Annotated in this window: 27 protein-coding genes and 2 tRNA genes; 11 read left to right on the plus strand and 18 right to left on the minus strand. The window is 38.2% G+C overall.

Annotated features, from left to right (window positions below; translation table 11 throughout):
* Nucleotides 1-10: 10 nt before the first annotated feature.
* The 9 genes from rpmC to rplC are packed head-to-tail and all read right to left on the minus strand — an operon-like array spanning nucleotide 11 to nucleotide 4,611.
* Nucleotides 11-223, minus strand: coding sequence for a 50S ribosomal protein L29 (rpmC, locus tag O5639_RS06430; RefSeq protein ID WP_269623738.1), 213 nt, complete (start codon nucleotides 221-223; stop codon nucleotides 11-13).
* On the minus strand, nucleotides 220-705 hold the full coding sequence (gene rplP, locus O5639_RS06435; protein ID WP_269623739.1) for a 50S ribosomal protein L16: 486 nt from the start codon (nucleotides 703-705) through the stop codon (nucleotides 220-222). The genes rpmC and rplP overlap by 4 nt, the downstream gene beginning before the upstream one ends.
* A 12-nt stretch (nucleotides 706-717) precedes the next feature.
* Nucleotides 718-1,452: a 30S ribosomal protein S3 gene (gene rpsC / locus O5639_RS06440; RefSeq protein ID WP_269623740.1), complete on the minus strand. Its 735-nt coding sequence runs from the start codon at nucleotides 1,450-1,452 to the stop codon at nucleotides 718-720.
* The gene (gene rplV / locus O5639_RS06445) at nucleotides 1,452-1,832 is read right to left on the minus strand and encodes a 50S ribosomal protein L22 (protein WP_269623741.1); all 381 of its coding nucleotides are present in this window, start codon (nucleotides 1,830-1,832) and stop codon (nucleotides 1,452-1,454) included. Before rplV ends, rpsC begins: the two co-directional genes overlap by 1 nt.
* 4 nt (nucleotides 1,833-1,836) lie before the next feature.
* Complete coding sequence (gene rpsS, locus O5639_RS06450; protein WP_269623742.1) at nucleotides 1,837-2,112, minus strand: 30S ribosomal protein S19; 276 nt, start codon at nucleotides 2,110-2,112, stop codon at nucleotides 1,837-1,839.
* A 35-nt stretch (nucleotides 2,113-2,147) separates the two neighbouring features.
* On the minus strand, nucleotides 2,148-3,011 hold the full coding sequence (rplB, locus tag O5639_RS06455) for a 50S ribosomal protein L2 (protein WP_269623743.1): 864 nt from the start codon (nucleotides 3,009-3,011) through the stop codon (nucleotides 2,148-2,150).
* A 4-nt stretch (nucleotides 3,012-3,015) separates the two neighbouring features.
* Nucleotides 3,016-3,327, minus strand: coding sequence for a 50S ribosomal protein L23 (locus tag O5639_RS06460; RefSeq protein ID WP_038654359.1), 312 nt, complete (start codon nucleotides 3,325-3,327; stop codon nucleotides 3,016-3,018).
* Nucleotides 3,320-3,955 (minus strand): 50S ribosomal protein L4, encoded by a 636-nt coding sequence (rplD, locus tag O5639_RS06465; protein WP_269625526.1) that lies wholly within the window; start codon nucleotides 3,953-3,955, stop codon nucleotides 3,320-3,322. Before rplD ends, O5639_RS06460 begins: the two co-directional genes overlap by 8 nt.
* A complete protein-coding gene (gene rplC / locus O5639_RS06470; RefSeq protein WP_269623744.1) occupies nucleotides 3,955-4,611 on the minus strand; it encodes a 50S ribosomal protein L3 in 657 nt (218 codons plus the stop codon). The genes rplD and rplC overlap by 1 nt, the downstream gene beginning before the upstream one ends.
* Nucleotides 4,612-4,981: 370 nt before the next feature.
* On the opposite strand from rplC, the gene O5639_RS06475 reads away from it, so the two are divergent.
* From O5639_RS06475 to recA, 5 genes are all read left to right on the plus strand, one after another.
* Nucleotides 4,982-5,446, plus strand: a complete 465-nt coding sequence (locus tag O5639_RS06475) for an NAD(P)H-quinone oxidoreductase subunit N (RefSeq protein WP_269623745.1) — start codon at nucleotides 4,982-4,984, stop codon at nucleotides 5,444-5,446.
* Nucleotides 5,447-5,458: 12 nt separating this feature from the next.
* The gene (locus O5639_RS06480; protein ID WP_269623746.1) at nucleotides 5,459-6,481 is read left to right on the plus strand and encodes an LdpA C-terminal domain-containing domain; all 1,023 of its coding nucleotides are present in this window, start codon (nucleotides 5,459-5,461) and stop codon (nucleotides 6,479-6,481) included.
* Nucleotides 6,482-6,663: 182 nt separating this feature from the next.
* Nucleotides 6,664-6,735, plus strand: a tRNA-Gln gene (locus O5639_RS06485).
* A 13-nt stretch (nucleotides 6,736-6,748) separates the two neighbouring features.
* On the plus strand, nucleotides 6,749-7,528 hold the full coding sequence (locus O5639_RS06490; RefSeq protein ID WP_269623747.1) for an HAD family hydrolase: 780 nt from the start codon (nucleotides 6,749-6,751) through the stop codon (nucleotides 7,526-7,528).
* A gap of 112 nt (nucleotides 7,529-7,640) precedes the next feature.
* Nucleotides 7,641-8,774, plus strand: coding sequence for a recombinase RecA (recA, locus tag O5639_RS06495; protein ID WP_269623748.1), 1,134 nt, complete (start codon nucleotides 7,641-7,643; stop codon nucleotides 8,772-8,774).
* A gap of 20 nt (nucleotides 8,775-8,794) precedes the next feature.
* Here the strand turns inward: recA and O5639_RS06500 are convergent, their stop codons facing one another.
* Complete coding sequence (locus tag O5639_RS06500) at nucleotides 8,795-9,034, minus strand: DUF2839 domain-containing protein (RefSeq protein ID WP_269623749.1); 240 nt, start codon at nucleotides 9,032-9,034, stop codon at nucleotides 8,795-8,797.
* Nucleotides 9,035-9,072: 38 nt separating this feature from the next.
* The gene (locus O5639_RS06505) at nucleotides 9,073-10,521 is read right to left on the minus strand and encodes a helicase (RefSeq protein WP_269623750.1); all 1,449 of its coding nucleotides are present in this window, start codon (nucleotides 10,519-10,521) and stop codon (nucleotides 9,073-9,075) included.
* A gap of 73 nt (nucleotides 10,522-10,594) precedes the next feature.
* Here O5639_RS06505 and O5639_RS06510 point away from each other — a divergent pair, with 73 nt between their 5' ends.
* Nucleotides 10,595-11,455 carry a prephenate/arogenate dehydrogenase gene (locus tag O5639_RS06510; protein ID WP_269623751.1) on the plus strand — a complete coding sequence of 287 codons (861 nt, stop codon included), beginning with the start codon at nucleotides 10,595-10,597 and terminating at the stop codon, nucleotides 11,453-11,455.
* Between the two features lie 7 nt (nucleotides 11,456-11,462).
* On the opposite strand, the gene crtD is transcribed toward O5639_RS06510, so the two are convergent.
* Nucleotides 11,463-12,980: a C-3',4' desaturase CrtD gene (crtD, locus tag O5639_RS06515; protein WP_269623752.1), complete on the minus strand. Its 1,518-nt coding sequence runs from the start codon at nucleotides 12,978-12,980 to the stop codon at nucleotides 11,463-11,465.
* Between the two features lie 28 nt (nucleotides 12,981-13,008).
* Here crtD and O5639_RS06520 point away from each other — a divergent pair, with 28 nt between their 5' ends.
* The gene (locus tag O5639_RS06520) at nucleotides 13,009-13,896 is read left to right on the plus strand and encodes a fructosamine kinase family protein (protein WP_269623753.1); all 888 of its coding nucleotides are present in this window, start codon (nucleotides 13,009-13,011) and stop codon (nucleotides 13,894-13,896) included.
* Between the two features lie 36 nt (nucleotides 13,897-13,932).
* On the opposite strand, the gene O5639_RS06525 is transcribed toward O5639_RS06520, so the two are convergent.
* The gene (locus O5639_RS06525) at nucleotides 13,933-14,295 is read right to left on the minus strand and encodes a CAAD domain-containing protein (protein WP_011295483.1); all 363 of its coding nucleotides are present in this window, start codon (nucleotides 14,293-14,295) and stop codon (nucleotides 13,933-13,935) included.
* Between the two features lie 123 nt (nucleotides 14,296-14,418).
* Here O5639_RS06525 and O5639_RS06530 point away from each other — a divergent pair, with 123 nt between their 5' ends.
* The gene (locus tag O5639_RS06530; protein WP_269623754.1) at nucleotides 14,419-14,931 is read left to right on the plus strand and encodes a M67 family metallopeptidase; all 513 of its coding nucleotides are present in this window, start codon (nucleotides 14,419-14,421) and stop codon (nucleotides 14,929-14,931) included.
* Nucleotides 14,932-14,954: 23 nt separating this feature from the next.
* Nucleotides 14,955-16,103, plus strand: coding sequence for a molybdopterin-synthase adenylyltransferase MoeB (gene moeB / locus O5639_RS06535; RefSeq protein WP_269623755.1), 1,149 nt, complete (start codon nucleotides 14,955-14,957; stop codon nucleotides 16,101-16,103).
* Between the two features lie 2 nt (nucleotides 16,104-16,105).
* On the opposite strand, the gene O5639_RS06540 is transcribed toward moeB, so the two are convergent.
* Nucleotides 16,106-17,257 carry a cob(I)yrinic acid a,c-diamide adenosyltransferase gene (locus O5639_RS06540; RefSeq protein WP_269623756.1) on the minus strand — a complete coding sequence of 384 codons (1,152 nt, stop codon included), beginning with the start codon at nucleotides 17,255-17,257 and terminating at the stop codon, nucleotides 16,106-16,108.
* Nucleotides 17,258-17,390: 133 nt separating this feature from the next.
* On the opposite strand from O5639_RS06540, the gene larE reads away from it, so the two are divergent.
* Entirely contained in the window at nucleotides 17,391-18,269 is an 879-nt protein-coding gene (gene larE, locus O5639_RS06545; RefSeq protein WP_269623757.1) for an ATP-dependent sacrificial sulfur transferase LarE, read from the plus strand.
* Here the strand turns inward: larE and speD are convergent.
* Together speD and recF are read right to left on the minus strand one after the other, a co-directional pair.
* Nucleotides 18,266-18,757, minus strand: a complete 492-nt coding sequence (gene speD / locus O5639_RS06550) for an adenosylmethionine decarboxylase (protein WP_269623758.1) — start codon at nucleotides 18,755-18,757, stop codon at nucleotides 18,266-18,268. The two genes, larE and speD, sit on opposite strands and share 4 nt — an antisense overlap.
* A gap of 40 nt (nucleotides 18,758-18,797) precedes the next feature.
* On the minus strand, nucleotides 18,798-19,898 hold the full coding sequence (gene recF / locus O5639_RS06555; RefSeq protein WP_269625527.1) for a DNA replication/repair protein RecF: 1,101 nt from the start codon (nucleotides 19,896-19,898) through the stop codon (nucleotides 18,798-18,800).
* Between the two features lie 80 nt (nucleotides 19,899-19,978).
* Between recF and O5639_RS06560 the strand changes: the two genes are divergently transcribed.
* Nucleotides 19,979-20,052, plus strand: a tRNA-Arg gene (locus tag O5639_RS06560).
* Nucleotides 20,053-20,065: 13 nt separating this feature from the next.
* Here O5639_RS06560 and O5639_RS06565 read toward each other — a convergent pair.
* Complete coding sequence (locus O5639_RS06565) at nucleotides 20,066-20,518, minus strand: GNAT family N-acetyltransferase (RefSeq protein WP_269623759.1); 453 nt, start codon at nucleotides 20,516-20,518, stop codon at nucleotides 20,066-20,068.
* Between the two features lies 1 nt (nucleotide 20,519).
* Nucleotides 20,520-23,504 (minus strand): phosphoenolpyruvate carboxylase, encoded by a 2,985-nt coding sequence (gene ppc, locus O5639_RS06570; protein ID WP_269623760.1) that lies wholly within the window; start codon nucleotides 23,502-23,504, stop codon nucleotides 20,520-20,522.
* Between the last annotated feature and the right edge of the window lie 23 nt (nucleotides 23,505-23,527).

Raw genomic sequence — 23,527 nt, forward strand, 5'->3', positions numbered from 1 at the left:
AACTAAAAAATCAAGATGATGTGTTGGAGCGGCTTCGCTCGTTAGAAACCGTTAAAAGTTGAGCCAATTCGGTTCGTGCTTCTTTGAAACGGTGAGTTTTCGCTAGCTGTCTAGTGGCTTGCTTAAAACGAAGATCAAAAAGCTCTTTACGAAGATTTTCGATCTTTTCTGATATCTCGGAATCAGAGAGACTCCTTACATCGTTCGTAGTTGTTTTGCTCATGATGCTGACTCCGAATCATCTGCTGTAACTGGCGTTTTCGCAGGTTTATAATTTCCCTTATTGAGATCTTCCTCTAGGGAAATAAATTTTGTTTTTACTGGAAGCTTGTATTGAGCAAGACGCATTGCCTCTTTTGCAATTTCCTCTGTAATTTCATCGCCACCCATTTCAAACAAGATTCGACCAGGCTTGACTACTGCAACCCAAAATTCTGGGTTACCTTTACCAGAGCCCATTCTTGTTTCAGCAGGCCTCATCGTTACTGGCTTGTCGGGGAAAATCCGAATCCAAATCTGTCCCCCCCTTTTTACATAACGAGTCATAGCTCTTCGACTTGCCTCAATTTGCCTTGAGGTAACCCATCCACAGTCTTGAGCTTGCAATGCAAACTGACCAAAAGAGATTTTGTTACCTCTAGTAGCAACACCGCGCATACGGCCTCTTTGTTGTTTACGAAATTTGGTTCTTTTTGGACTAAGCATGATTAAAACTCCTTATTTACCTTCATTGGAACGATCCTCGAATTGTTGAGGTCTTCGATTTCCCCTACTGCGTCGAGGTGAAGAACCAACAGGTAAGGGCTGTTCTTCTTTTGGAAGAACTTCGCCCTTGAAAACCCATACTTTGATTCCTAAAACGCCATAGGTTGTACTAGCTACTTTGGTCGCGTAATCAATTTCTGCTCTCAAAGTGTGGAGAGGAACCCTCCCTTCACGTGTCCATTCTGAACGTGCGATTTCAGCGCCATTCAACCTTCCACCAACTTGTATTTTCAGACCTAGAACACCAGCTCTTTGCGCTCTTTGAACAGCCATTCGAATTGTTCGTCTAAACGCAACACGCTTTTCAAGTTGCTGAGCAATATATTCTGCAAGAAGATAGGCATCTGCATCAACTTTTTCTACTTCAACTACATTTATTCGTACTTGTCTATTTCTATCACCGATTGTTTTTTGAATACCAGATCTGAGTTCTTCAATGCCACTTCCTTGCCTACCAACAATTACTCCTGGTCTAGCAGTTTTTAATTCAACCTCAAGCTGATCTGCTTTTCGAGCAATTAATACATCACTTATGCCGGCTGCTCCATATTTTTTCTTGATGAAAGTACGTATCCGATCATCTTCTTGAAGTAATAAAGGATAAGTTTTAGTAGGTGCGTACCATTTAGAACGATGCTCTTGGGTGATACCAAGTCTAATTCCAGTGGGGTGAATTTTATGTCCCATCAGTCTGAGTCCTCTGAATTTGTTTGTTGATTAGCCGAAACAGCAATGCTGATGTGGCATGTCTGCTTTTTAATAGCAAATGCTCTGCCTTGAGCCCTAGGCCTATAGCGTTTCATTGGTGGCCCCATGTCAGCCGTAGCAGCAGTAATAACCAAAGAAGAAGGATCAAGTCCAAGGTTGTTTTCTGCATTAGCAACTGCTGAGCGCAAAACCTTCGTTATTGGCTCAGTTGATCGATAAGGCATAAACTCAAGCATGATTAATGCATCCCTGTAAGTTCTTCCTCTTATTTGATCAAGAACACGTCGTACTTTTGAAGCAGATCCGCGAATGTAGCGCCCATGTGCCTGGGCTACCGATTTAGTTGATGAAGTAGTCATGTGATTAGCGCGCTCCTTTTTTGTCTCTGATATGACCTTTGTAGGTTCGAGTTGGAGCAAACTCACCTAACTTATGTCCAACCATTTGCTCAGTGATGAAGACAGGTATATGGCTCTTTCCATTGTGAACAGCAATTGTATGGCCAATCATCATTGGCAAAATTGTTGAGGCTCTGGACCATGTTTTGATGACAGTTTTATCGTCATTAGAGTTTTGCTTCTCAATTTTGCGAAGCAAACTGTCTGAAATAAATGGCCCTTTTTTTAGTGAACGTCCCATAACGGTTTAAAAGAATTGGTAAAGAAAGATAGAAATCATGAATCGCGACCTCCTCTACTACGTTTAGATACCTTGCGTCGTTTTCGAAGGACATACTTATTACTGGGCTTATTCTTCTTCCTAGTTTTCAAACCAAGAGCAGCTTTACCCCAAGGGGTAACAGGGCCAGCGCGTCCAACTGGGGCCTTCCCCTCTCCTCCTCCATGAGGGTGATCACAGGGATTCATTACACTTCCTCTAACTTGAGGTCTTCTGCCAAGCCATCTTCTTCTTCCAGCTTTTCCAAGACTGGTATTTCTAATTTCAGAATTACCAACCTCTCCAAGTGTGGCGTAGCATTCTTTTCTAACTAATCGAACCTCAGTTGAAGGTAATTTCAATGCAACATAATCTCCTTCTTTAGCCATGACTTGGGCACTAGCTCCAGCCGTACGAACCATCTGTCCGCCTCGTCCTGGATACAATTCAACACAATGAACGCTCGAACCTAAAGGCATTGAAGAAAGTGGTAAAGCATTACCAGTTTCAATGGGTGCATCAGGGCCTGAAATAACTTCTTGCCCAACAGTTATGTCCGCAGGTGCAAGTATGTATCTCTTTTCACCATCCGAATAAAAAAGTAAAGCAAGTCTTGCATTCCGATGTGGGTCGTAATGTATTGCCGCAACTTTGGCGGAAACACCGTGCTTATTTCGACGAAAATCAACAATCCTATATAACCTTTTGTGCCCTCCACCTCTATGACGGCAAGTGATTACTCCTCTGTTATTCCGCCCTTTCTTTCGATGTTTAGATACGACAAGTGAGCGCTCAGGTTTATTGGATGTAACTTCACTAAAATCAGTGACTACTCTTGTACGAGTACCAGGTGTGTAAGGTTTGAAACTTCTTATTGCCATTGTTTTAAGCCTCCTCTGATTCTGGGAACAACTGGATGGAATTGCCTTCAGCTAGTCGAACAACAGCTTTCTTCACTTGAGGTCTCTTTCCAGAAAACCTACCAACTCTCCTGCTTTTTCTTGGAGGATTCATAGTACTAATACCGAGTACCTTGACATCAAACATTTTTTCTACGGCAGCTTTTATGTCAGGCTTAGCTGCTCTTGGATCGACCTCAAAAGTGTACTGATTTAAATCCAAAGCTTTTGTAGCCTTCTCAGTTATCAAAGGACGCTTAATCACATCAGTAAGTCGTTTATCAAAAAATTTAGTCATTACTGTAGACCTCCTTAATGGTTGATAATGCGTCTTCGCCTATTACCAAAGAATTGGCATTGAGAAGATCAAACACATTTAATTGATCAGCAGAGATAAGCTTTGTTTTTTCTAAGTTTCTAATTGAGCGCTTTATAATTTCTGATGGCTTATTGAGAATAATCAGAATTTTCCCATCAGAATCGATTCCCAGTCGCTTGAGTAGAGCAACAATTTCGCTTGTTTTAGGAACTTCTAGCTTTGAACCGAAGTCTTTAATTATTTTTGCATCTGAAATCCTACTCATTAAAGCAGTACGAAGAGCTAGCCTTCGTTCTTTCCTATTCATTTCCAAGCTATATTTGCGAGGTTTGGGGCCAAATATAATTCCACCTCCTGGGCGAAGAGGAGTTCTAATTGAACCTTGCCTTGCTCTACCAGTACCTTTTTGCTTATAGGGTTTCCTCCCGCCTCCTCGAACCTCAGACCTAGTCAGAGTGCTTGCAGTTCCTTGTCGGCTATGAGCCTGTTGGCGCAAAACAGCACGATGTAATAAATCTGCTGCTGTAGATTCCTTGGCAGTTTTCAAATCAATTGATGATTCTCCAGCCTCTTTGCCTTGCCAATCAAGAACAGTACAGTTAGCCATCATTTACCTCCTTGCTGGGTAGAGACGCCAACTCTTTTGGCAGGTCTAATGTTTAAAAGAGATCCGGGCTTCCCTGGAACAGATCCTTTTACTACCAATAAATTGTGATTTGTATCTATCTTTAGAATTTCAAGGCCTCTTGTAGTGACTTTTTTACCGCCCATACGACCAGCCATCCTTTTCCCTGGATAAACACGACCAGGAGTTGTTCCAGCCCCTGTCGAACCAGGCAATCGATGATTCTTTGAACCGTGACTCATAGGTCCTCGGCTAAAGCCATGTCGCTTTTGATAACCTGCGAATCCTCTACCCATAGTGTCGCCACTAACATCAACTTTTTGACCTTTTTCGAAATCATCGACAGTGATTGCCGCTCCAAGTTTAAATTCACCAGAATTTTCTACTCGGTACTCTCGAAGATGACGCAAAAGGTCATTTCCTGATTTAGCAAGATGACCTTTTGAAGGCTTGTTAATAAGTTTTTCACGAATTAATTGAAAGCCTATCTGAACAGAGGCATAACCATCCGTATCAGAGGATTTCAATTGAGTGATTCGACAGGGACCCGCTTCGATCAAAGTGACTGGAACGGCTCTGCCTTGATCATCGAAGAGTTGGGACATCCCCAACTTCTTACCTAAGATTCCTAAAGACATGAGTTAAATAAACGCCAGCTAAAAGGTCAATCTATAAATAGAGAGACTTGGAATCTGAATTAAATCGCCTATCTAGCCAAAAAAGTTGAAGTTAATTGAAGTTCAATTTATTTGGGAAAATGCTAGCGACAATCAGCTGGCTGAGACTTTTTCAAACTTTTCAAAAAGTTCAAACAGTATCTCGACAAAAGAAAATAAATTCTTCTGCACTGGCCAAAAAGACCAAACGCATACGCCTAGTCTGCTCAAGCGTCTAGAGGCCCGGCTAGCGGGCGGGCATAGAAAAGCTTTAGCAACTTAAAAGATTACACTATTAACACCCATTTTGTGTGATGCTTCACTTGAATAAGATAAAGAATTTGATTTAAGGATGCCTTTATTACTCTCTGGTCAGAAATTTCGCACTGATCTTGAATCATTCGGCTGCCTTGCCATCCTTAGTCCATTAGAAGGTGGAGCAGAAACTCGTTTACTTCGAAGACTTAGAGCTAGCGGCTATCAAACACAGATAACTTCCGCTAGAGGATTAGGAGATCCAGTTATCTTTCTTACCCAATTACATGGAATCAGACCACCGCATTTGGGACATCAAAATGTTGGAAGGAATGGGGCCTTAGGTGAAGTTCAACAAGTTATTCCTCAATTAAATGAATTGTTAGTCGAAGATAGAACCTTGGTTTTATGGTTATTAGAGGGGCAAGTCTTGTCCAAGTCAGAGCTGTTAGCAATAAATAATCTCTGTCAAAAGGAACCTCGAATCAAAATTGTTATTGAGATGGGAGGAGCTCGAAGTATTAAATGGCAACCATTAAACGAATTCATAAATAGAAATTAGACAGTCATCAAGGTGATTACTCACAATTCGATTTGCAATTCTGAAGCTCTCAAAAAAGGTAACTGGGTAAAATTAATTTGTGGCGCAAGTAATCAAGACTTATCTTCCATAACTGATCTTTGCTCAATTTATGGAGCTGCAGGGGTTCATTGCATTGACCTTGCTGCCGACGAAGCTGTCATACATGCAGCTCGCAATGCTATTGATTGGGTTTTCCAAACTTATGGAAAAAAACCTTGGCTGATGATCAGCTTAAGTGATGGAAAAGATGCGCATTTTCGCAAAGCTTGGTTTGATCCAGACCTATGTCCTTCGAATTGCTCAAGACCCTGTCAAAGCATTTGTCCAGCTCACGCGATTGAAAACGAAGGTGGTATAAAGGCAAATAAATGCTATGGATGTGGCCGATGTATTGATACATGCCCACTAGGAATCATTCAAGAAAAGGATCGAAGATTAACTCTGAAAGATTTTGCTCCATTGTTAACAAGTATCAGACCAGATGCAGTAGAAATTCATACTGCTCCAGGAAGAGGCCAAGAATTTGAAAAAACAATCAAGGAAATTTTTAAAGTCGATCTACATCTACAACGATTATCTGTAAGCTGCGGTTTACAAGGGCATGGAATAAACCATGAAAAATTAGCAGAAGAACTTTGGCTGCGACATAAATTCCTGAGAATTCATAATCAAAAACCTCTGTGGCAAATTGATGGGCGTCGAATGAGTGGAGATCTCGGAGCAGGTGCGGCCAAAATCGCAGTAAAACTCTGGGAAAGAATACGCCCAATAGCCCCACCAGGTCCCTTACAACTTGCTGGAGGGACTAATGAATCGACCATTAAGTACCTTTCAGAGATCAAAGGGCCTGAAGGAGTTGCTTTTGGAGGGAGAGCAAGGAGAATAATCCAACCATGGCTAGAAGAGGCTCAACGAAAAAGAATTAGTCTTAGAGAGTGGCCTGAAGGCTGGGAGGCAGCTCTTGCAGAGGCAAAACAACTGATAAATCCTTGGCTGGAAAGAAAATCTTTATAATGGGACTTCCCTTACCTAAATCAACCATTCGAACGCCTACGTTGAGCTCTATTAATGAAGAAATCTTCCGATTACCTAAAAAAAACTGGATAAAGACATGACAGGATTGAATCAAATATGCAATTATCTAATAGAAGAATCCAAATCTATGATTCTCAACTGCAAACATAGATCTGGAACAATGGGCCGTCGCCAAGTGGTAAGGCATCGGGTTTTGGTCTCGACATTCCTAGGTTCGAATCCTAGCGGCCCAGTTTTAAACAATTAGTGATAGAGAAGCCTCTACTTGTTTTTGATTTTGATGGTGTCATCGTTGACGGCATTAAGGAGTATTGGTCAAGTTCTTGTCAAACTTGTGTAAATATACTTTCTGCCAAAGAAAAAGAAATTATTTCTTTTCCTACTGAGATTCCCAAAACTTTTAAGGCCATGAGGCCATGGGTTAATCATGGTTGGGAAATGGTTATTTTGGCTGCTGAATGTTCCAATAAAACTAGTCAATTAAACTTAAAAGGTTTACAAAATTTCTCAAAAAATTATCAAATAGAACGCTCTTTAGCTCTTGAAAAATGGGGTTGGACACCTGTTCAATTACAAGAAGCTTTAAATCAAACGAGAAGAGAAGCAATATCAAATCATTTCAGTCAGTGGTTAAATCTTCATCAGCCTTTTTCTTTAGTCACTCAACGCCTCAAGACACTTGAGAAGGAAGGCATTGAATTTGCTGTTTTAACAACAAAAAGTATTGAGTTTACAAAAAAACTTTTGAACTGTTTCGATCTTCAGCCAAAGCTTGTTTTCGGTCACGAATCAGGAAGTAAAGTCGATGTCTTGAGCCAACTCTTACAGACAAGAATAATTCAAGGGTTTATTGAAGATCGAAGAACTACCTTAGAAAAAGTCTTGGAAGATCCAAAGCTGAAATCTATCCCTTGTTACCTAGCAAGCTGGGGATACTTAAAACCTCAGGATAAAAATAATCTTCCTTCCAGTATTAAATTATTAAATTCAGATACTTTACGAGAACCTATTTCAAAGTGGTCTTGACTTAATAGCGTACGTCTGTACTATCGGTTTAATCGCTATTCGTTGAGGAACTGAGTATTTCATCATCAATCTCAACGTCTGTTGTTATCCATCTGAATCAACGTTATTTGTCATGTCAAACGAAGGTAAGTCACTCCAATCAACTGAACCGAAGAGAATAGACGCAAAATCTGGAGAAAAAGAAAAAGCATTGAGCTTAGTGGTTGGGCAAATAGAACGCAATTTCGGAAAGGGTTCGATCATGCGTCTTGGGGACGCGTCAAAGATGCGGGTAGAAACAATATCTACGGGTGCTTTAACTCTTGATTTAGCTCTTGGTGGCGGCTATCCCAAAGGACGTGTAATTGAAGTTTATGGTCCCGAAAGCTCTGGGAAAACAACGCTGACATTACATGCGATAGCTGAGATTCAACGTAACGGCGGAGTTGCTGCATTTGTAGATGCAGAACATGCTCTTGACCCAGTCTATGCAGCTTCTCTTGGTGTTGACGTAGAGAATCTTCTCGTATCTCAACCTGATACAGGCGAGATGGCATTGGAAATCGTGGACCAACTTATTAGATCTGCTGCAGTCGATCTAGTTGTTGTTGATTCAGTCGCTGCACTTACGCCCCGTTCAGAGATAGAAGGAGAAATGGGTGATCATTCAGTAGGCGCTCAAGCTCGTCTAATGAGTCAAGCAATGAGAAAAATTACTGGAAATATTGGCAAGTCTGGTTGCACAGTGATTTTCTTAAATCAATTACGTCTAAAAATTGGTATTACATATGGGAATCCAGAAACAACCACTGGTGGAAATGCTCTTAAATTTTATGCGTCTGTAAGGTTAGATATTCGTCGTATTCAAACGTTAAAGAGAGGAACTGAAGAATATGGAATTCGCGCAAAAGTGAAAGTCGCAAAAAACAAAGTTGCACCTCCATTCCGAATAGCCGAATTTGATATTCTTTTTGGAAAAGGAATTAGTACTCTCGGTTGTCTTCTTGATTTGGCAGATGAGACTAATGTCGTTACTCGTAAAGGAGCTTGGTATAGCTATGAAGGTGACAATATTGGGCAAGGGAGAGACAATACCATTACCTGGCTTGAACAAAATCCTGAATCAAAAGAAATAATTGAAAAGTTAGTTAAAGAAAAATTAACTGAAGGCTCAGAAGTAAGTGCTAATTCAATGAGACCATTAGCGGCAGCCGCTCGACAGGCTTCATCACGACCAAACCTAAGCAAAGTTTCAGCGAACGGTTAAAGAAAAAAACATAATTATCTTTATCTGATATCAGCAGGAATCCACCACCCTGCAGCAGGTCCAACGAAGCGAACAATGATCCAAAGAATAACTAAAGCAGCAATACCTATCCATCCTGCACGTATACTTAATTGTATAAATTGATCTCGTTGCGCTTGTGTAACAGGAAACCAAGAGACAATACGAGGTGACTCATTCCTAGAGTTTTTCTTACCACGAGGTTTTAATCCTTGCTCAGATCTTCGGCGTGCTTCTCCCATTATCAAAAAACAATATTTTTTAATCTAAGAGATTGATTTTAATAAGGCAATAAACGCTCTAAAGCGACCCACGGCTCAAGCGCTTCGAATATTAGTTTTCCCCAACTTCTATAGTGCATACGGCCGTCAAGTATGGCGACTCGAACATCTTTCCCCCTAATGATTGCAATCGATTTAAGAAGGGTAGTAAGGGTTTCTGGGAAAAGGAATTCTCGAAACCAGTCACGACCTTGATGCTTAAGCATTTCAACTTTGGCTGCAATCCAAGGTGATTCTAAAGTAGGCAATGGAATCACTGGGAAAATCAACTGGTCTGGAGTTGGCAAATTGTACTGATTAATAATCCACCAATCACAGCTACAACAAATAATCCCATTCGTCTCAATATTAGTAGTTTCATGAACGACTCTCAATCCAAATTCTCCAGCCAATTCACTAGTTATCTGAAGTCGTAGTTGTAAATCATCTACCAAAATAATAGTTGAATGAGAACGACCAAGAATTAATCTTTGACACTGTCTTATAATATGACGATAAAAATGAGATGTATTTGGCAAAGGTTGTCTTTTAGGAACAAATAACGGAGTAGGTTCTTGATCAAATTTATTTCCTAAATTCACCTTGACATTGAAAGTTAATTTTTTCCTATTTAAATCTAAAAAGAAAGAATCGCTTTGAGCTGAGTTAGCCAGCATCAAAAAAGTATTTTTTGATAGGAGAACTGAGAGAGTTTGCGAAGGAAGCAAAGGTTGAATATGCCAATCCCAACTAAGTTTTCGATTGTCTAGTTTCGCCCATGTTACCCATTCGTTGTTGACGACATTAAGCACTCTTCCCCAAGGCATTGCTGAAGGCAAGTCATCTTTGAGAATTGCTTTTAACGCTAAAAGCTCACTATAATCAACTCTTTTGACAGCATCAGCACTTACTGAATGACTAAAAAGACTCCGACTTAGACGCTCATGAACTGCAATAATTGAAGCTTCAAAACGTGGGTGAGAAGCAATTAAATCCTCCCAATCTTTTGGAGTAACTTGAATAGACATAGATTCTCTAATCTCACTAAGAATAAACTCAGATTCAGGAAAAATTAATTGGCGATTTTTCAATAAATCTTTGTCATGTGCGCAAATAAGATCTTGATATGTTAGAACCCAAATTTTTTTATCTGAAGGAATTAATTCAATTCCTTCTACATAATCAAAACCTAATCGACTAGATCTTAACTTTGGTAATTCCACTTCAAACAAAAGTCGATATTGTCTCTCTGAAAGAATCAGCACAATATTATTGTTATGCAAGCAAAGTGGAATCAAAAGGCCAGGCCACCAAAAATCTTTACTGTCACTTGATAATTGAATATAAGTATTATCTTTACGACTTAAGCTTCTAGAGATCAATCTTGTTAGGGTCAAATTATGAGGCCATAGAGCAAGATTGTTTTGATAGTATTTTTTTAAATGTTTATGTGAATTCACCTCAAGCATAAGTAAGACCTTTTATCTATAAATTCTTTTAATCATGTTGCCCTATCAATAAATATATAGAACAATACTATTTATGGAGCTTAAAACAAAACCCTCTAAAAGTATTGGAATTGTCGGATTAGGTCTAATTGGAGGATCCTTAGGCTTAGATCTCCAAAAGCTTGGATATACAGTTTATGGGATTGCTCATCGAGAAAAAACTGCACAAAAAGCCAAAGAAAGAAAACTAGCCCAAATTGTTAGTACTGATCCAAGTGTATTAAAAAATTGTTCTCTTATTTATATTGCTTTACCACTTCAGCAGCTCCTAAATCCTTCTTCCTCTTTAATAAATGCCATTCCTAGGAATGCTGTTGTTACTGATGTTGGATCTGTAAAAGTCCCCATTTTAAATACTTGGAACAACCTACATCCACGTTTTGTAGCAAGTCATCCAATGACAGGAACAGAAGAATCTGGTGTTAACGCAGGTCAACATGATTTATTTAAAAATAAGCCATGGGTCGTTACGCCAAATAAAGAAACTGATCAAAAAGCTCTCGAAATAGTTCACAAAATTTCTTTGTCACTTGGGAGTAAATGGATAAGCGCTGAAGCTCAAATGCATGATGAAGCTGTTGGATTGATTTCACATTTACCAGTTCTAATTAGCGCGGCATTGCTGAATACTCTCAGAAGAGATGTAAAGCCTTCCTTATATTCATTTGCAAAAAGTATTGCATCCAGTGGGTTCGCTGACACATCCAGGGTCGGAGGTGGCAACCCAGAGCTAGGAGTCTCTATGGCAAAATTTAACAAGAAAAATTTAGCGAGACATATTGCATCTTATAGACATTCTCTAGGTCTATTTGAAAAATATTTACTTGAAGAGAACTGGAGTGAACTCGAAAAAATACTAGTTAATACACAGGAAGAAAGACAGAATTTCGTTTAAAAACCTACTAACAAAAGGTAGGGATATTCAAATGTCTACCTTTAGATTCCATTAGTTGTCTGACAACCATCATGGCTGATTGGCTTACGCCAGCTGTACCTTCGCCTGGATAAATTGAATCTCCACAAAGCCATAAACCTTTGAGAGGGGTTCTACTGGACAAGCCAAAAGGGCCAAATTGATCTGGATGTTGACCAAGCCCTCCTACTATTCCACCAGGACGTCCTGTCCACCTTTCAAAGCTTCTTGGGGTTGAAAGTTCTTGATGATCCCAACTCGTCTCTAGCAAATCAAACTTTTTATTTAAAATAGTTCCAATCTGTTTTTCTATAATATTTTTTTTCCTGGCATAGGATTGACTATCTAGATTAGACCATTGATCAATATCAACAAATACACTTACAATTAAAGTAGCCATTCCAGCTGGTGCACGCTGATCATCTTCCATACTTATAGAAATAAATAAAGATCCAAAATTCTCATCGAACATTTGAATATGTCCTGGACAATTAACTGGCAAGTCAGAACGATGGAGAGCTCCATAAAATACAAGGGCACCACTGGGTTTGGGTAATTTTTTTATACTTTCACGGTATGTTTTGGATAAACCTCCATCAATAGGAATTAAATCTAAAAGAGATTGAGGAGGCAAACTAAAAACAATATCTGATGCTTTCATCTGTATCAAATTCTTTCTTCTATCAATTAGGGTGACATCAAAAATATTTGATTTTTTTTTACTTAAAATTTCTGTCACTCTATGCCCGATCAAAAGGCTTCCACCATCTCTCAAAAAACTCTCTTTCAACAAATCGCTAAGAATTTGCATGGATCCATGAAGATGCCATAAGCCTCTCGGGGATTGGGCCATTTGAAGAACAGTTGCACCGTATAAAGCTGCAGTTCTACTTGCTGGCTCTTGAGAGTAAAGTTTTAATTGAAGGTCTAGAAAACTACGTAGACGTCTATCTTTATAACAACCAGTTATTTGAAGCAAGTCTGAAATAGTCAATTTGCTCAAAAAACCTGTTAAAAGATTTGAAGGACGTATGGCTCTAATTAATTGACTTAAGTCCCAAAAATTTCTTACCGGAAGTATTGGATCTCTTTCGACAAATTCCCAGTTACTTTCGTGAATTTTTGAACATAATGACCAGAAGATCTCACTCCCAGGAAACTGTTCTTGTCTTTCTTTCTTCCATCGCAATGGATCATACCAAAGATTGATTGGCTTACTCCCATCACCCAGATCAACTGAACATCCAGGATCTAAAATTTTTGCATCAGGTAACGGAATATCTAAATAATTAAATAAACGATGATGAATTCCTCCACTCTCAAGGCCTGCAACTTGGGTAGCGCCTACATCAAAGGTATAAGAACCTCTTTTAAAAGTTCCTGCACATCCACCTAGTTGACTATGTGCTTCGACCAAAGTTACCTGATAACCCTCTTTAGCTAGCAGAGCAGCACCTGTTAAGCCAGCTATCCCTCCCCCAACAACAATGATAGATTCTTCAGACATAAAAAATTATCAAGAGAGAATAAAGTGAATGAAGGAATTAATCCAAAAGGCTCTTACAAGTTCAAATAAAGTAAACAACAACTCATTAATAGAAAAAATAATTCCTGTAGGCGGAGGTTGTATCCATAAAGCTTGGTGCATTCATTTCCAAAATGGCAAGAGAGTTTTTGCCAAATCAAATCACATTGACAATATTAATATGTTTAAGTTCGAACGTGAGTGTCTTTCAGTTCTAAAAAGATTTTCCAATAAATCGTATATCTGCGTTCCTAAAACAATTGATCTCATAAGTTATCAAAATATATCTATACTTTTTTTAGAATGGATTGATCTCAAACAAACCCAACAAAATCTCCTTGGGAAGGGCTTAGCACTACTGCATAAATCTTCGAGTGAATGGAGCCAAAAAAATTTCGGATGGGAAGAAGAAGGTTTTATAGGTTCTAGCACCCAAATAAGAGGGTGGGAGGATAACTGGGGCGAATTCTTTGTAAATTATCGTCTTCGACCACAACTTATAAAAGCAAAAGAATGGGGGGTTAAAGTTCATGATTATGAAGATGTTTTAATATATTTACGCTCATATCTAAATGATCATCAGCCAAGAGTCTCAATAGTTCATGGTGATCTATGGTTAGGTAATTGTGGAAGTACTAAGAATGGTTTAGGAAGTCTTTATGACCCTGCTAGTTATTGGGCTGACAGAGAAGTTGATATCTCAATGACTAAACTATTTGGTGGTTTTAATAGAGAATTTTATAAAGGGTACGAAGAGGTTTGGCCACTAGATAAATTTTCACAAGATAGAACTGATATTTATAATCTATACCATTTGCTTAATCACGCAAATATGTTTGGTGGATCCTATAAGGAAAATTCACTGAAAATACTAAAAAACCTGAGATCTCGTATGTAACGAAACCTCAGATTTGATGTTCTCTCTATTATTAATTTATCCTAAGTACTCTTTTTTAAGATTTTGAACTTTGTCAAATACAGCTGTTCTTTTTTCACTTGTTGTTAAGTTCTGCCAGCTCCATTGGCCTAAAACAACAATTCCAAGAAGTTCCAGTAAACCAGGAAGAATTGGGAAAAAATTAACTGTATCAATAACAACCTTGATTAAAACTTGGGCTAAAACAACAACGGCAATGATGCCTGCCGCCTTGCCATACTTACCCATCTGAGTCCAATCAATTTTGCTCAAAGATTCATTAACTTTTCCCATTACATCACTGTAACGTTCTGAAAAATTAACACCTTCTGTTTTCCCTGCCTTTGATTCATCTTTAGAATCAGGATTTACATCAGACATGAACACAAGCTACTAAGCAAATATGGACTGAGCGTATCGAATTAATTTAATAAATGCCATAGTTTGAATAGAGATAAGTCCGAACCAAAATAGAGAGGATGCCGAATCAAATCATTTTTTTTCATGAAAATTCCAAAATTTATTGAATTCCATAACGAAACGAATTGTGTTCTCTCCAGATTTTTAAAGGCTGCAGAGCCAGAGGAAGGCTGCTGTATGTTAATTGGGAAAAAAAATAGCTCATCCAAAGATCACAAAAGAAATATTTGGGAGGTAACTCACATCTGGAATTGTCGAAATATTTGGGGAGAACAAGAATCGAGATTAATTGATCACAATATAAGAGTATTTTCTAATCAAAAAAATATGCAATTGTCCAAAAAAAATCGCTTCGAAATAGATGCTAAAGATCAAATTGCATCTTACAAATGGGCAAGAGAGAATGATCTAGAAGTTTTATGTTGTGCTCATTCTCATCCTTCAGGTGAAAACAAACCCTCAGAAATGGATTTATTTTTACACCAATCTCCTGGTCTTATGGTTATTTCAAATAAGGATGGCGATTTACAAGCATGGTGGATTAAAAATAAATTAAACTTTCATAGAGTGAAAATTGAATTTTTTTCTTTAACGTGAATTAATCATAAAAGGTTTGATTGATGGAGAGAAGCCAGAATAAATCAAGTTTAAATTCCGAGGAAATTACCAGGTATGCAAGACACATAAGTCTTCCTGAAATAGGTATTAAAGGCCAAGAAAAATTGAAGAAAAGTTCTGTTGCGTGCATTGGGACAGGAGGACTTGGATCTCCACTTTTAATTTATCTTGCAGCCGCCGGAATTGGACGTATCGGAATAGTTGATTTTGATGTGGTTGAAGACTCAAATTTACAAAGGCAAATCATTCATACAACAAATTCAATAGGTCTATTAAAAACAGATTCTGCTAAACAACACATACTCAAGATCAATCCTTCTTGTCGAGTTGATTTATTCAATCAAAAGCTAACAAGTAGTAATGCTTTGGAAATACTTAAAGCTTATGATGTGATATGTGATTGTTCAGATAATTTCCCAACGCGCTACCTAATTAATGATGCTTGTATGATACTTAATAAGCCTAATATATATGGTTCAATTGCAAGGTTTGAAGGTCAGGTAAGTGTATTTAACTTGAAGGAAAATAGTCCTAACTATCGAGATCTGCTTCCTACACCCCCTCCACAAGAACTAATTCCATCATGCTCTGAAGCTGGTGTCATGGGAATTCTTCCTGGAATTATAGGTACAATTCAAGCAGCAGAAGCCATAAAAATAATAACAAATATTGGTTTTCCACTAAACGGAAGGCTCCTCATATTTAATGCATTAAATATGAGCTTTAAAGAGCTAACGTTAAAATCAAGACCAGAGAATAGTAATATCAATAAACTAATAGATTATAATAGCTTCTGTTCCGAGGTTAAAGTTAAAAATGAGGTCGATTTAGATATAAAAAGTATTTCAGTTAAGGAATTAAAAGTGCTCCTTAATCAAGCATCAAAAGAAACATTATTGATAGATGTTCGCAACCAGATTGAGCATAATGAATGTTCAATTTCAGGCTCAAAGCTTATTCCCCTTAGTACTATTGAAAGTGGGGAATCCATTCATGAAATTAAAATTCTTGCCGCACACAAAAATCTTTATGTATTTTGTAAAAGTGGAAAAAGATCATTGCGTGCATTAAAGCATTTAAAAAAACGTGGAATTAAAGGTATAAATATTGAAGGAGGTATTGAAGCTTGGAATCAAGAAAATATTAAATAGAGCTAATAATCAACTCCTCTCTTTAAATCAACTCCTTTTTCTGCATAGTGCTTATGACACACCATCTCAGAATGAACACTTGCCAAATCAAAATATATAGGTTGGTTTTTACATCTTCCTGTAATAATCACTTCGGTCTCTGATGGTTTGCGTAGCAAGGTTTGAACAATAGGCTCAACCGGTAGGAGTTCTAAATCAACGGTTGGATTTAACTCATCCAAAATCACAGTCTTATAAAGACCACTTGAAATCGCTGCCCTTGCAATTTCCCATGCTCTTTCAGCTTCTACATAATCAATGGGCTTTTGCTGGCCCCTCCAAACAATCGCATCTCTACCAGATCTAAGATGATCGACTAAATGCGGATAACTTTCTCGAAGAGCCGCAATAGCGGCATCCTCTGTGTAACCACTACCTCCCTTAAGCCATTGTAAAATCAATACACGATGACTTTTATCCTGACTTATTCCTCTACCAATAGCTTGTAAAGCTTTACCCAAAGCACTGGTTGATTTACCTTTCCCTTCACCGGTATATATTTCAATCCCACCAACATTATTCTCAAAAAGAATTTCATCGTTATTAATCTCAGGACGTCTGTGTGCTCTCATCTCAGAATGAAGTTCCGCAACTTTAATCAGAGGATTTGGTGCAGCTCTTCCAGTGACGATAATTTCCATACCGTTAGGTCTTGCAGTAAGAGTTTGAACAACTTCTTCAACAGGCAATAATCCCAAATCCAGAACAGGATTCAATTCGTCCAAAACAACAACTGAATATAAAGCACTAGCAATTGCCCCCTTTGCTATGTCCCAACCTCTTTGAGCTTCCTGATAATCAAATTTAGTAGATTGATCGGAGCTAAAAAATTCACCCCTGCCAGTCCTAACTTGATCAATCAAGTGAGGGAAACCTTGCTGCAACGCATCTATTGCGGCATCTTCGTCATACGAGCGACCAGGTCCTTTCAAGAATCTAAGAAGCAATACTCTTGTTTGTCTTTTCTCACATATACCTAGTCCTATAGTCCTCAGAACCACCCCCAAAGCGGCCTGGCTCTTACCTTTACCCTCTCCGTCATAAACATGTAATTGTCCGTGACTACGTTCCTGGCTTTCCGATGCTGTCGTAATTCCTATACCGTTTGATACCACGATCGAAAATTCTGCCTCTTACGCATCCAACTTAACTTCTTCTACATTAGACGTCATAGAATATGCAAAATACATACACAGATGAAAGAGAGTAGGAGTCTCAATCTAATCAAATTAATGATTTTTTAAAAAAGTGTTTTTTAGTCAACTGGAATCTTTAACTGACTCAGAACTAAAGCAATTAACATTGTTAAGGGAGTTTATTGCAGACATCAATCATGCATGTGTTGCTTTCTCTGGAGGCGTTGATAGTTCTTTAGTAGCAACAATAGCCCAAGAACAACTAGGTTCAAAAGCCTTTGCCGTGACTGGAGTCTCTCCTTCCTTAGCTCCATATTTACTGAAGCAAGCGCGTCTTCAAGCAGATTGGATTGGTATTCATCATGAAGAATGCCATACGAATGAAATCAACGAACCAAATTACTTTAAAAATCCTGAAAATAGATGTTTTGCATGCAAACAAGAATTACATAAACATTTAAATCAAATTTCAAAGAAATTCCATAATGCTCAAGTACTGGATGGAGTGAATTATGATGATCTTCACGACTTTCGACCAGGCATTAAGGCATCTACTCAGGCTGGAGTGGTATCACCTCTTGCTGAACTAGAAATAGGTAAAGAATCAATTCGTTCAATCTCCAAATCATTAGGGTTACCCTGGTGGGATAAACCTGCCCAACCATGTTTAGCATCTCGTATTCCTTTTGGAGAGGAAATAAATTCAACAAGGCTTGAGCAGATTGCATTAGCAGAGGAATGGATAATTAATCATGGTTTTTCAAAAGTACGTGTAAGAAGTCAAGGACTATCTGCCAGAATCGAATTACCCGCAAATGAAATAGATCATTTTCTTAAAAGTGTTGAAAGAAATAAATTAATTAAATATTTTTTATATCTAGGTTTCCATTCTATAAGCCTGGATCTTGAGGGTTTCATTAGTGGAAAACTCACAAGAGACATTAAGACTACTTCAAAAATAAACTCTGATTTCAAAAAGATTTTTGATTAATTTTTCACTTTTCGTGTTGATCTTGGTTCACGCTGCAAAGCTTGGATTTCTGAAGGGATCTCTCTTACGATATTTTTAAAAGAAAAATGCTTAGCCAAAAAATCTTTAAAAAGTAACTTGCAAGCTTTTTCAGGCATCGTATGGTCACCGCAAGTAAAAACATCAATTGCTGCATAGCCAATCTCAGGCCATGTGTGTATTGAGATATGAGATTCAGCCAATAAAGCCAGTCCAGTAACTCCCTGAGGTTTAAAGCTATGTGTTACCAAATTGATGAGTGTTGCACCAGCAATTTTTGCCGATGATGTGATAGTTGTCCTTATAAAAGCTTCATCATTAAGCTTCGCATGATCACATTGATAAAGCTCAAGTATGCAGTGCCTTCCTATATTCTCACTAGAGTTTGTATTTATGGTTTCTATATCTTTTGACTTGCAAGAGTCACCCCATCCAGGATTTGGATGCAATTCGGGGAAAAAAGGTTCCATATTATCCAAAAATCATTTCCACAATAACCGACCAATAGTTTCAACTAAAAGAATCTAACTGCATTAATTGTGAGTTTCGAACCCATTCACCTTCAAAAGATTCCACATGTGTTGCACTAATTAAACACTGATGTTTTTGACCGACAGCCTCTAAAAGCAATAATTGTCGTTTGGGATCTAGCTCAGCCAACACATCATCTAAAAGCAAAATTGGATAATTTCCATACAGCGTTTTAATTAATTCTAATTCGGCTAATTTTAAAGCCAACACAATAGTCCTCTGCTGACCAGCAGAACCAAAACGTCTAGCATCTACCTCATTTACTAAAAACTGTACATCATCACGATGAGGACCTACTCGACAATGACCCGTTATCTCTTCCTCAGACCTCACTTCTAAAAGTTGACTTTCAATACTCTCCCTCCAAATCCTTTCACTCTCTTCACCCTCAAGTTTACTCCCTGGCAAATATGTAATATCCAATTTCTCATGACTATTGCTTAGATATTGTTGCCAATTTGAAGCTATAGGAAGTAGACGATCTAAAACACGCCTACGTCTTCGATGAATTCTTGTACTCACCAAAGCCATTTGCATATCAAACGAATCTAATAGAATATTCTGATTCCTACTCGACTCAATACTTAAATTACGCCAAAGCTGACTTCTTTGCCTAAGCAATCTAGAAAACCTTCCTATCAAATCAGAATAAATAGGCTCAAGTTGCTGGACAATTCTATCCAGCCAATTTCTTCTAAGAGAAGGTTCTCCTCTGATTAATTCTAGATCAAGAGCACTAAAGCCTACGCTTCTCATCGGTCCAATTAAATCAATTTGACGAGTTAAAAGCTTTTCATTTTTGTAGGCTTTTCTACCACCTTTTCTATTTAATTCCAAAGAAAGTTGTTGATCATCTTCAATCATCGCAGATAAACAAGCCTGATCTTGGTCCCAAAAAATCAAATCCTGATTCCGATTCGATCGATGAGAACGTAAAGTAGACAAGAGTTCTACAGATTCAAGAAGATTAGATTTACCAACTCCATTTTGACCTATGACTATCAAACGATTTTCAGTTAACTCAAACTGAAAACTTCGATAATTTCGAAAATTATTAAGTTCTAACTGATGAAGTTGAATGTTTCTTTATGGAATTTGTATGTAAGCTAATTTTAATAAGGTCTCAGATATTTGACCTTTTTTAATAAGACCCCTTCATTGGGCATGTAGCTCAGTTGGATAGAGCATCAGATTCCGGTTCTGAGAGTCGGGGGTTCGAGTCCCTCCATGCTCGTAAATTTGATTTTTCAAAGTCTAAATCCCATTGTTTTGATACCATTTGGATCTAATAAAAATCCATTAGCTTTCAATGGATTCAGTGAAATTAATGGAGCAGCAACAGAAATGCTACAGCCTGGTAACTCCCTTCTAATTATTTCAATTGCCTTAAAAACTACAATAGACATATATTTTTCTTGTTGATAGCCCGGCTCTGCAACTAAATCCCACAAATTGGCATTTAAACCTTTATCACTGGTGACACGAACAAAGCCTACAAGATCTTTAGAGGTCTTTTGAAGGAGAGTCAAATAAAAATCACTATTTTTCAAAGCTAATTCTAATTTTCTGGGTTGATGAGTATCTTGATTACATCTTGACAAAAGCCTATTTATTTTACGTACAGAAATGTCTTCACTCCGAAGAAGAACAAACCCTTCAGGAATCTGAGGACATTTATTTGCTGAATTTAATCCAAGCATGTCATCCTGTGTTTCTCATTCCTGCAGCAATACCATTGATGGTCAACAATGCACCACGCAATAATTCACTACGGCTATATGTACGTGAACTTTGAGTTGAGTCAATATTCATATCTTCACTAATTGGTGGTTGACGATTCTGATCTCTTAATCGTTTAAGAAGAGCAACTTGCAAAAATCCTAAAGGAACAATAGTCCTATTTCGTAGATTGACAGATAATTGCAAAGCAGGGTCTGCACTTAATAGTTTTGACTTGTCAGTGATTTCTAAAATTAATTTTTTAGTCAAGTTATATTCTCTTGAGATAATGTCGAAAATTCCCGCGAAAGCGTCCCGATTATCATTGCCACCTAAACTAACCATATAATGGTGAGCAACATCTAAATCAACTTTTGAAAGTGTCATCTCAACTTTAGAAATCAACATTCTAAAAAATGGCCATCTCTGATTTAACATTCGCAACATCTCCATTTGGTCGGGGTCTGCCTTTAATTCAGTAGCTAAAGCAGTACCAACCCCAAACCAACTGGGCAAGAGGAAACGACTTTGAGTCCAACCAAAGACCCATGGGATAGCACGAAGACTTGATAGGTCTTTTGCACCACTCTTTCTTCGAGCAGGACGACTAGAAATTTGTAACTTACTGATTTCTTCGATTGGAGTAACTACTTGAAAAAATTGAACCAAATCTGGATTGTCATGTACTAAAGCTCGGTAATGCGCCCTTGAACGAGCTGCAAGTCTGGTCATTAATTCATTCCAACTTGGCGTAGCATCCAATTTATTGGTAACTAAACTATTTTGGATAACAGCTGTGGTTACAGTTTCTAGATTATATAGAGCTAATTCTGGAAGACTATATTTTGAAGCAAGGACCTCTCCTTGCTCTGTTATCTTTATACGTCCCTGAAGTGTACCACTGGGTTGAGCCAAAATAGCTTGATAAGCTGGTCCACCGCCTCTCCCTACGGACCCTCCTCTACCATGGAAAATACGTAATGAAATTCCTTGTCTACTAGCCAAGTCTTGGAGTGCTATTTGGGCCTTATGAATTTCCCAATTACTTGAGAGAAAACCCGAATCCTTATTGCTATCAGAATATCCAAGCATTAGTTCCTGAAGAGGTTGTTTTTTCTCTCCTACTCTTGGAAGTAATTCGCGATAAACATCTGTCTGGAGTAATGACTCCATTACAGAAGGAGCATGTTGTAAGTCCTCAACCGTTTCAAATAATGGAACAACGAGAAAATCAGCAGCTCCTAAAGTTGGATCAATTAAACCTGACTCTTTGGCTAAAAGAAGAACTTCTAATAAGTCTGATGCTGTATGACTCATTGAAATTACATACGAGCGACATATCCGAGTACCAAATTCTTTCTGAAGCCTATGAAGCATATGAAAAACTGCGATAGTTTCTTGAGTACTTTTAGACCACTCAAAAGCAGGAGGAATCAGTGGTCTTCGAGTTTTTAATTCTTTCATCAACCATTTAACTCGACTTTCTTCGTTCATCACTCCATATGACTCTGGCAGATCTAGATAGCGAGTGAGCTCATCCAATGCATCACTATGCCGTGTGCTTTCTTGCCTAATGTCCAGACTAGCCAAAGAGAAACCAAAGATATGGACTTGATTTAACAAAGTATCTAGAGGTTCACATGTAAGATCTGTACTAACTAGACTATTTCTAATAAGTTCTAATTCATTCTTTAGTTCATCTACAGATCTATAGTGGAGAAATTCATCAAAACTATTATTAGTAGATATCAAAGATTTTCCTTCAGGCGAAGATTGCCACCCAGCATCTGCCAACTGCTTATTACGTAATTGAGTAAGCCGTAGTCTCTCTAATGTATAGCTAAGTTTTAATCGATAAGGTTCTAATCGATATCTAGCGGCCCTTTCCTCATAGACTTCAGGGAAACGAACTCTGTCCATTTCTAATGACTCTAGCAAAGGAGAACTTACTTGACTCCATTGCATAGATATGCTCAGTTGGTCTCTTAACTCTTGAACCGAGGCAATATACCTATCCAACATTAATTGTCTTTGATAACAAGCAGTTCTCCATGTAATTTCAGGAGTAACAGACGGATTCCCATCCCGATCTGAACCTACCCAAGAACCAAATGTACAAAAAGCTTCATTAGGAACCTCTACGTCTGGATAACTTGAAGCAAGTGCCGTGGTCAGTCTCCTTCTCAATTGAGGCATGGCATCAAACAAAACCTGCTGAAAATAATGAAGCGCATAGTCAACTTCATCCAAAACAGTCGGTTTAAATTGATGAAGCTCATCAGTTCTCCACCAAAGTCTTATCTCCTCCTCTAATTGCAATCTAAATATTTCCTTCTCCGCTTCAGAAATTACGCTATTAGATTGAAGTTGCTGCAAAAGAGTGGCCACCCTGCGTTGCTTGTGGCGCACAGTATGTCTAACGATTTCAGTTGGATGAGCTGTAAAAACAAGACGAATATCCATTTCCCTCATCAAAGCATCAAGCTGAGCTGGAGGGACATTCAAACGACGTAATCGCTCAAACAATTGAGTAAAAGTTGCTGGAGCTGTCTGACTCGCTAAAGCTGGAGCAAATGGGTCTATTTCATAGTTACTATTCTCTAACTTCCCTTTTTCTATACTGTCTAAATAACTATCTTCTTCTATACGTTGCTCAAGAATGTTGACCAACTGAAAGTAAAGAGAGAAAGCCCTAGCAGCAGATATCGCCTCAGCTAGATCCATTTCTGTAATCAATTGGACTATTGCCTGTGAGGAATGATCTTGATTTGACTTGATAGGGTCACTTAATTGTTTTAAAAGCAATAATCTCTGTGTTTGCTCAGGAGGACATTCACTTCTGAGAACTGTTTTCCATAGATCCTCAACCAGTTCAAGCCTTTGTTGCAATAAATATCCAGGATCTTGATCCTCAACACATACTGTCGAGGGATTAGAGATTTTTTCGTTAGAAGGATTTTTCAACATAAACTTATTATGAGGCAGTTCTA

The sequence above is a fragment of the Prochlorococcus marinus str. MIT 1214 genome (genome assembly GCF_027359355.1).
Classification (GTDB): Bacteria; Cyanobacteriota; Cyanobacteriia; order PCC-6307; family Cyanobiaceae; genus Prochlorococcus_B; species Prochlorococcus_B marinus_F.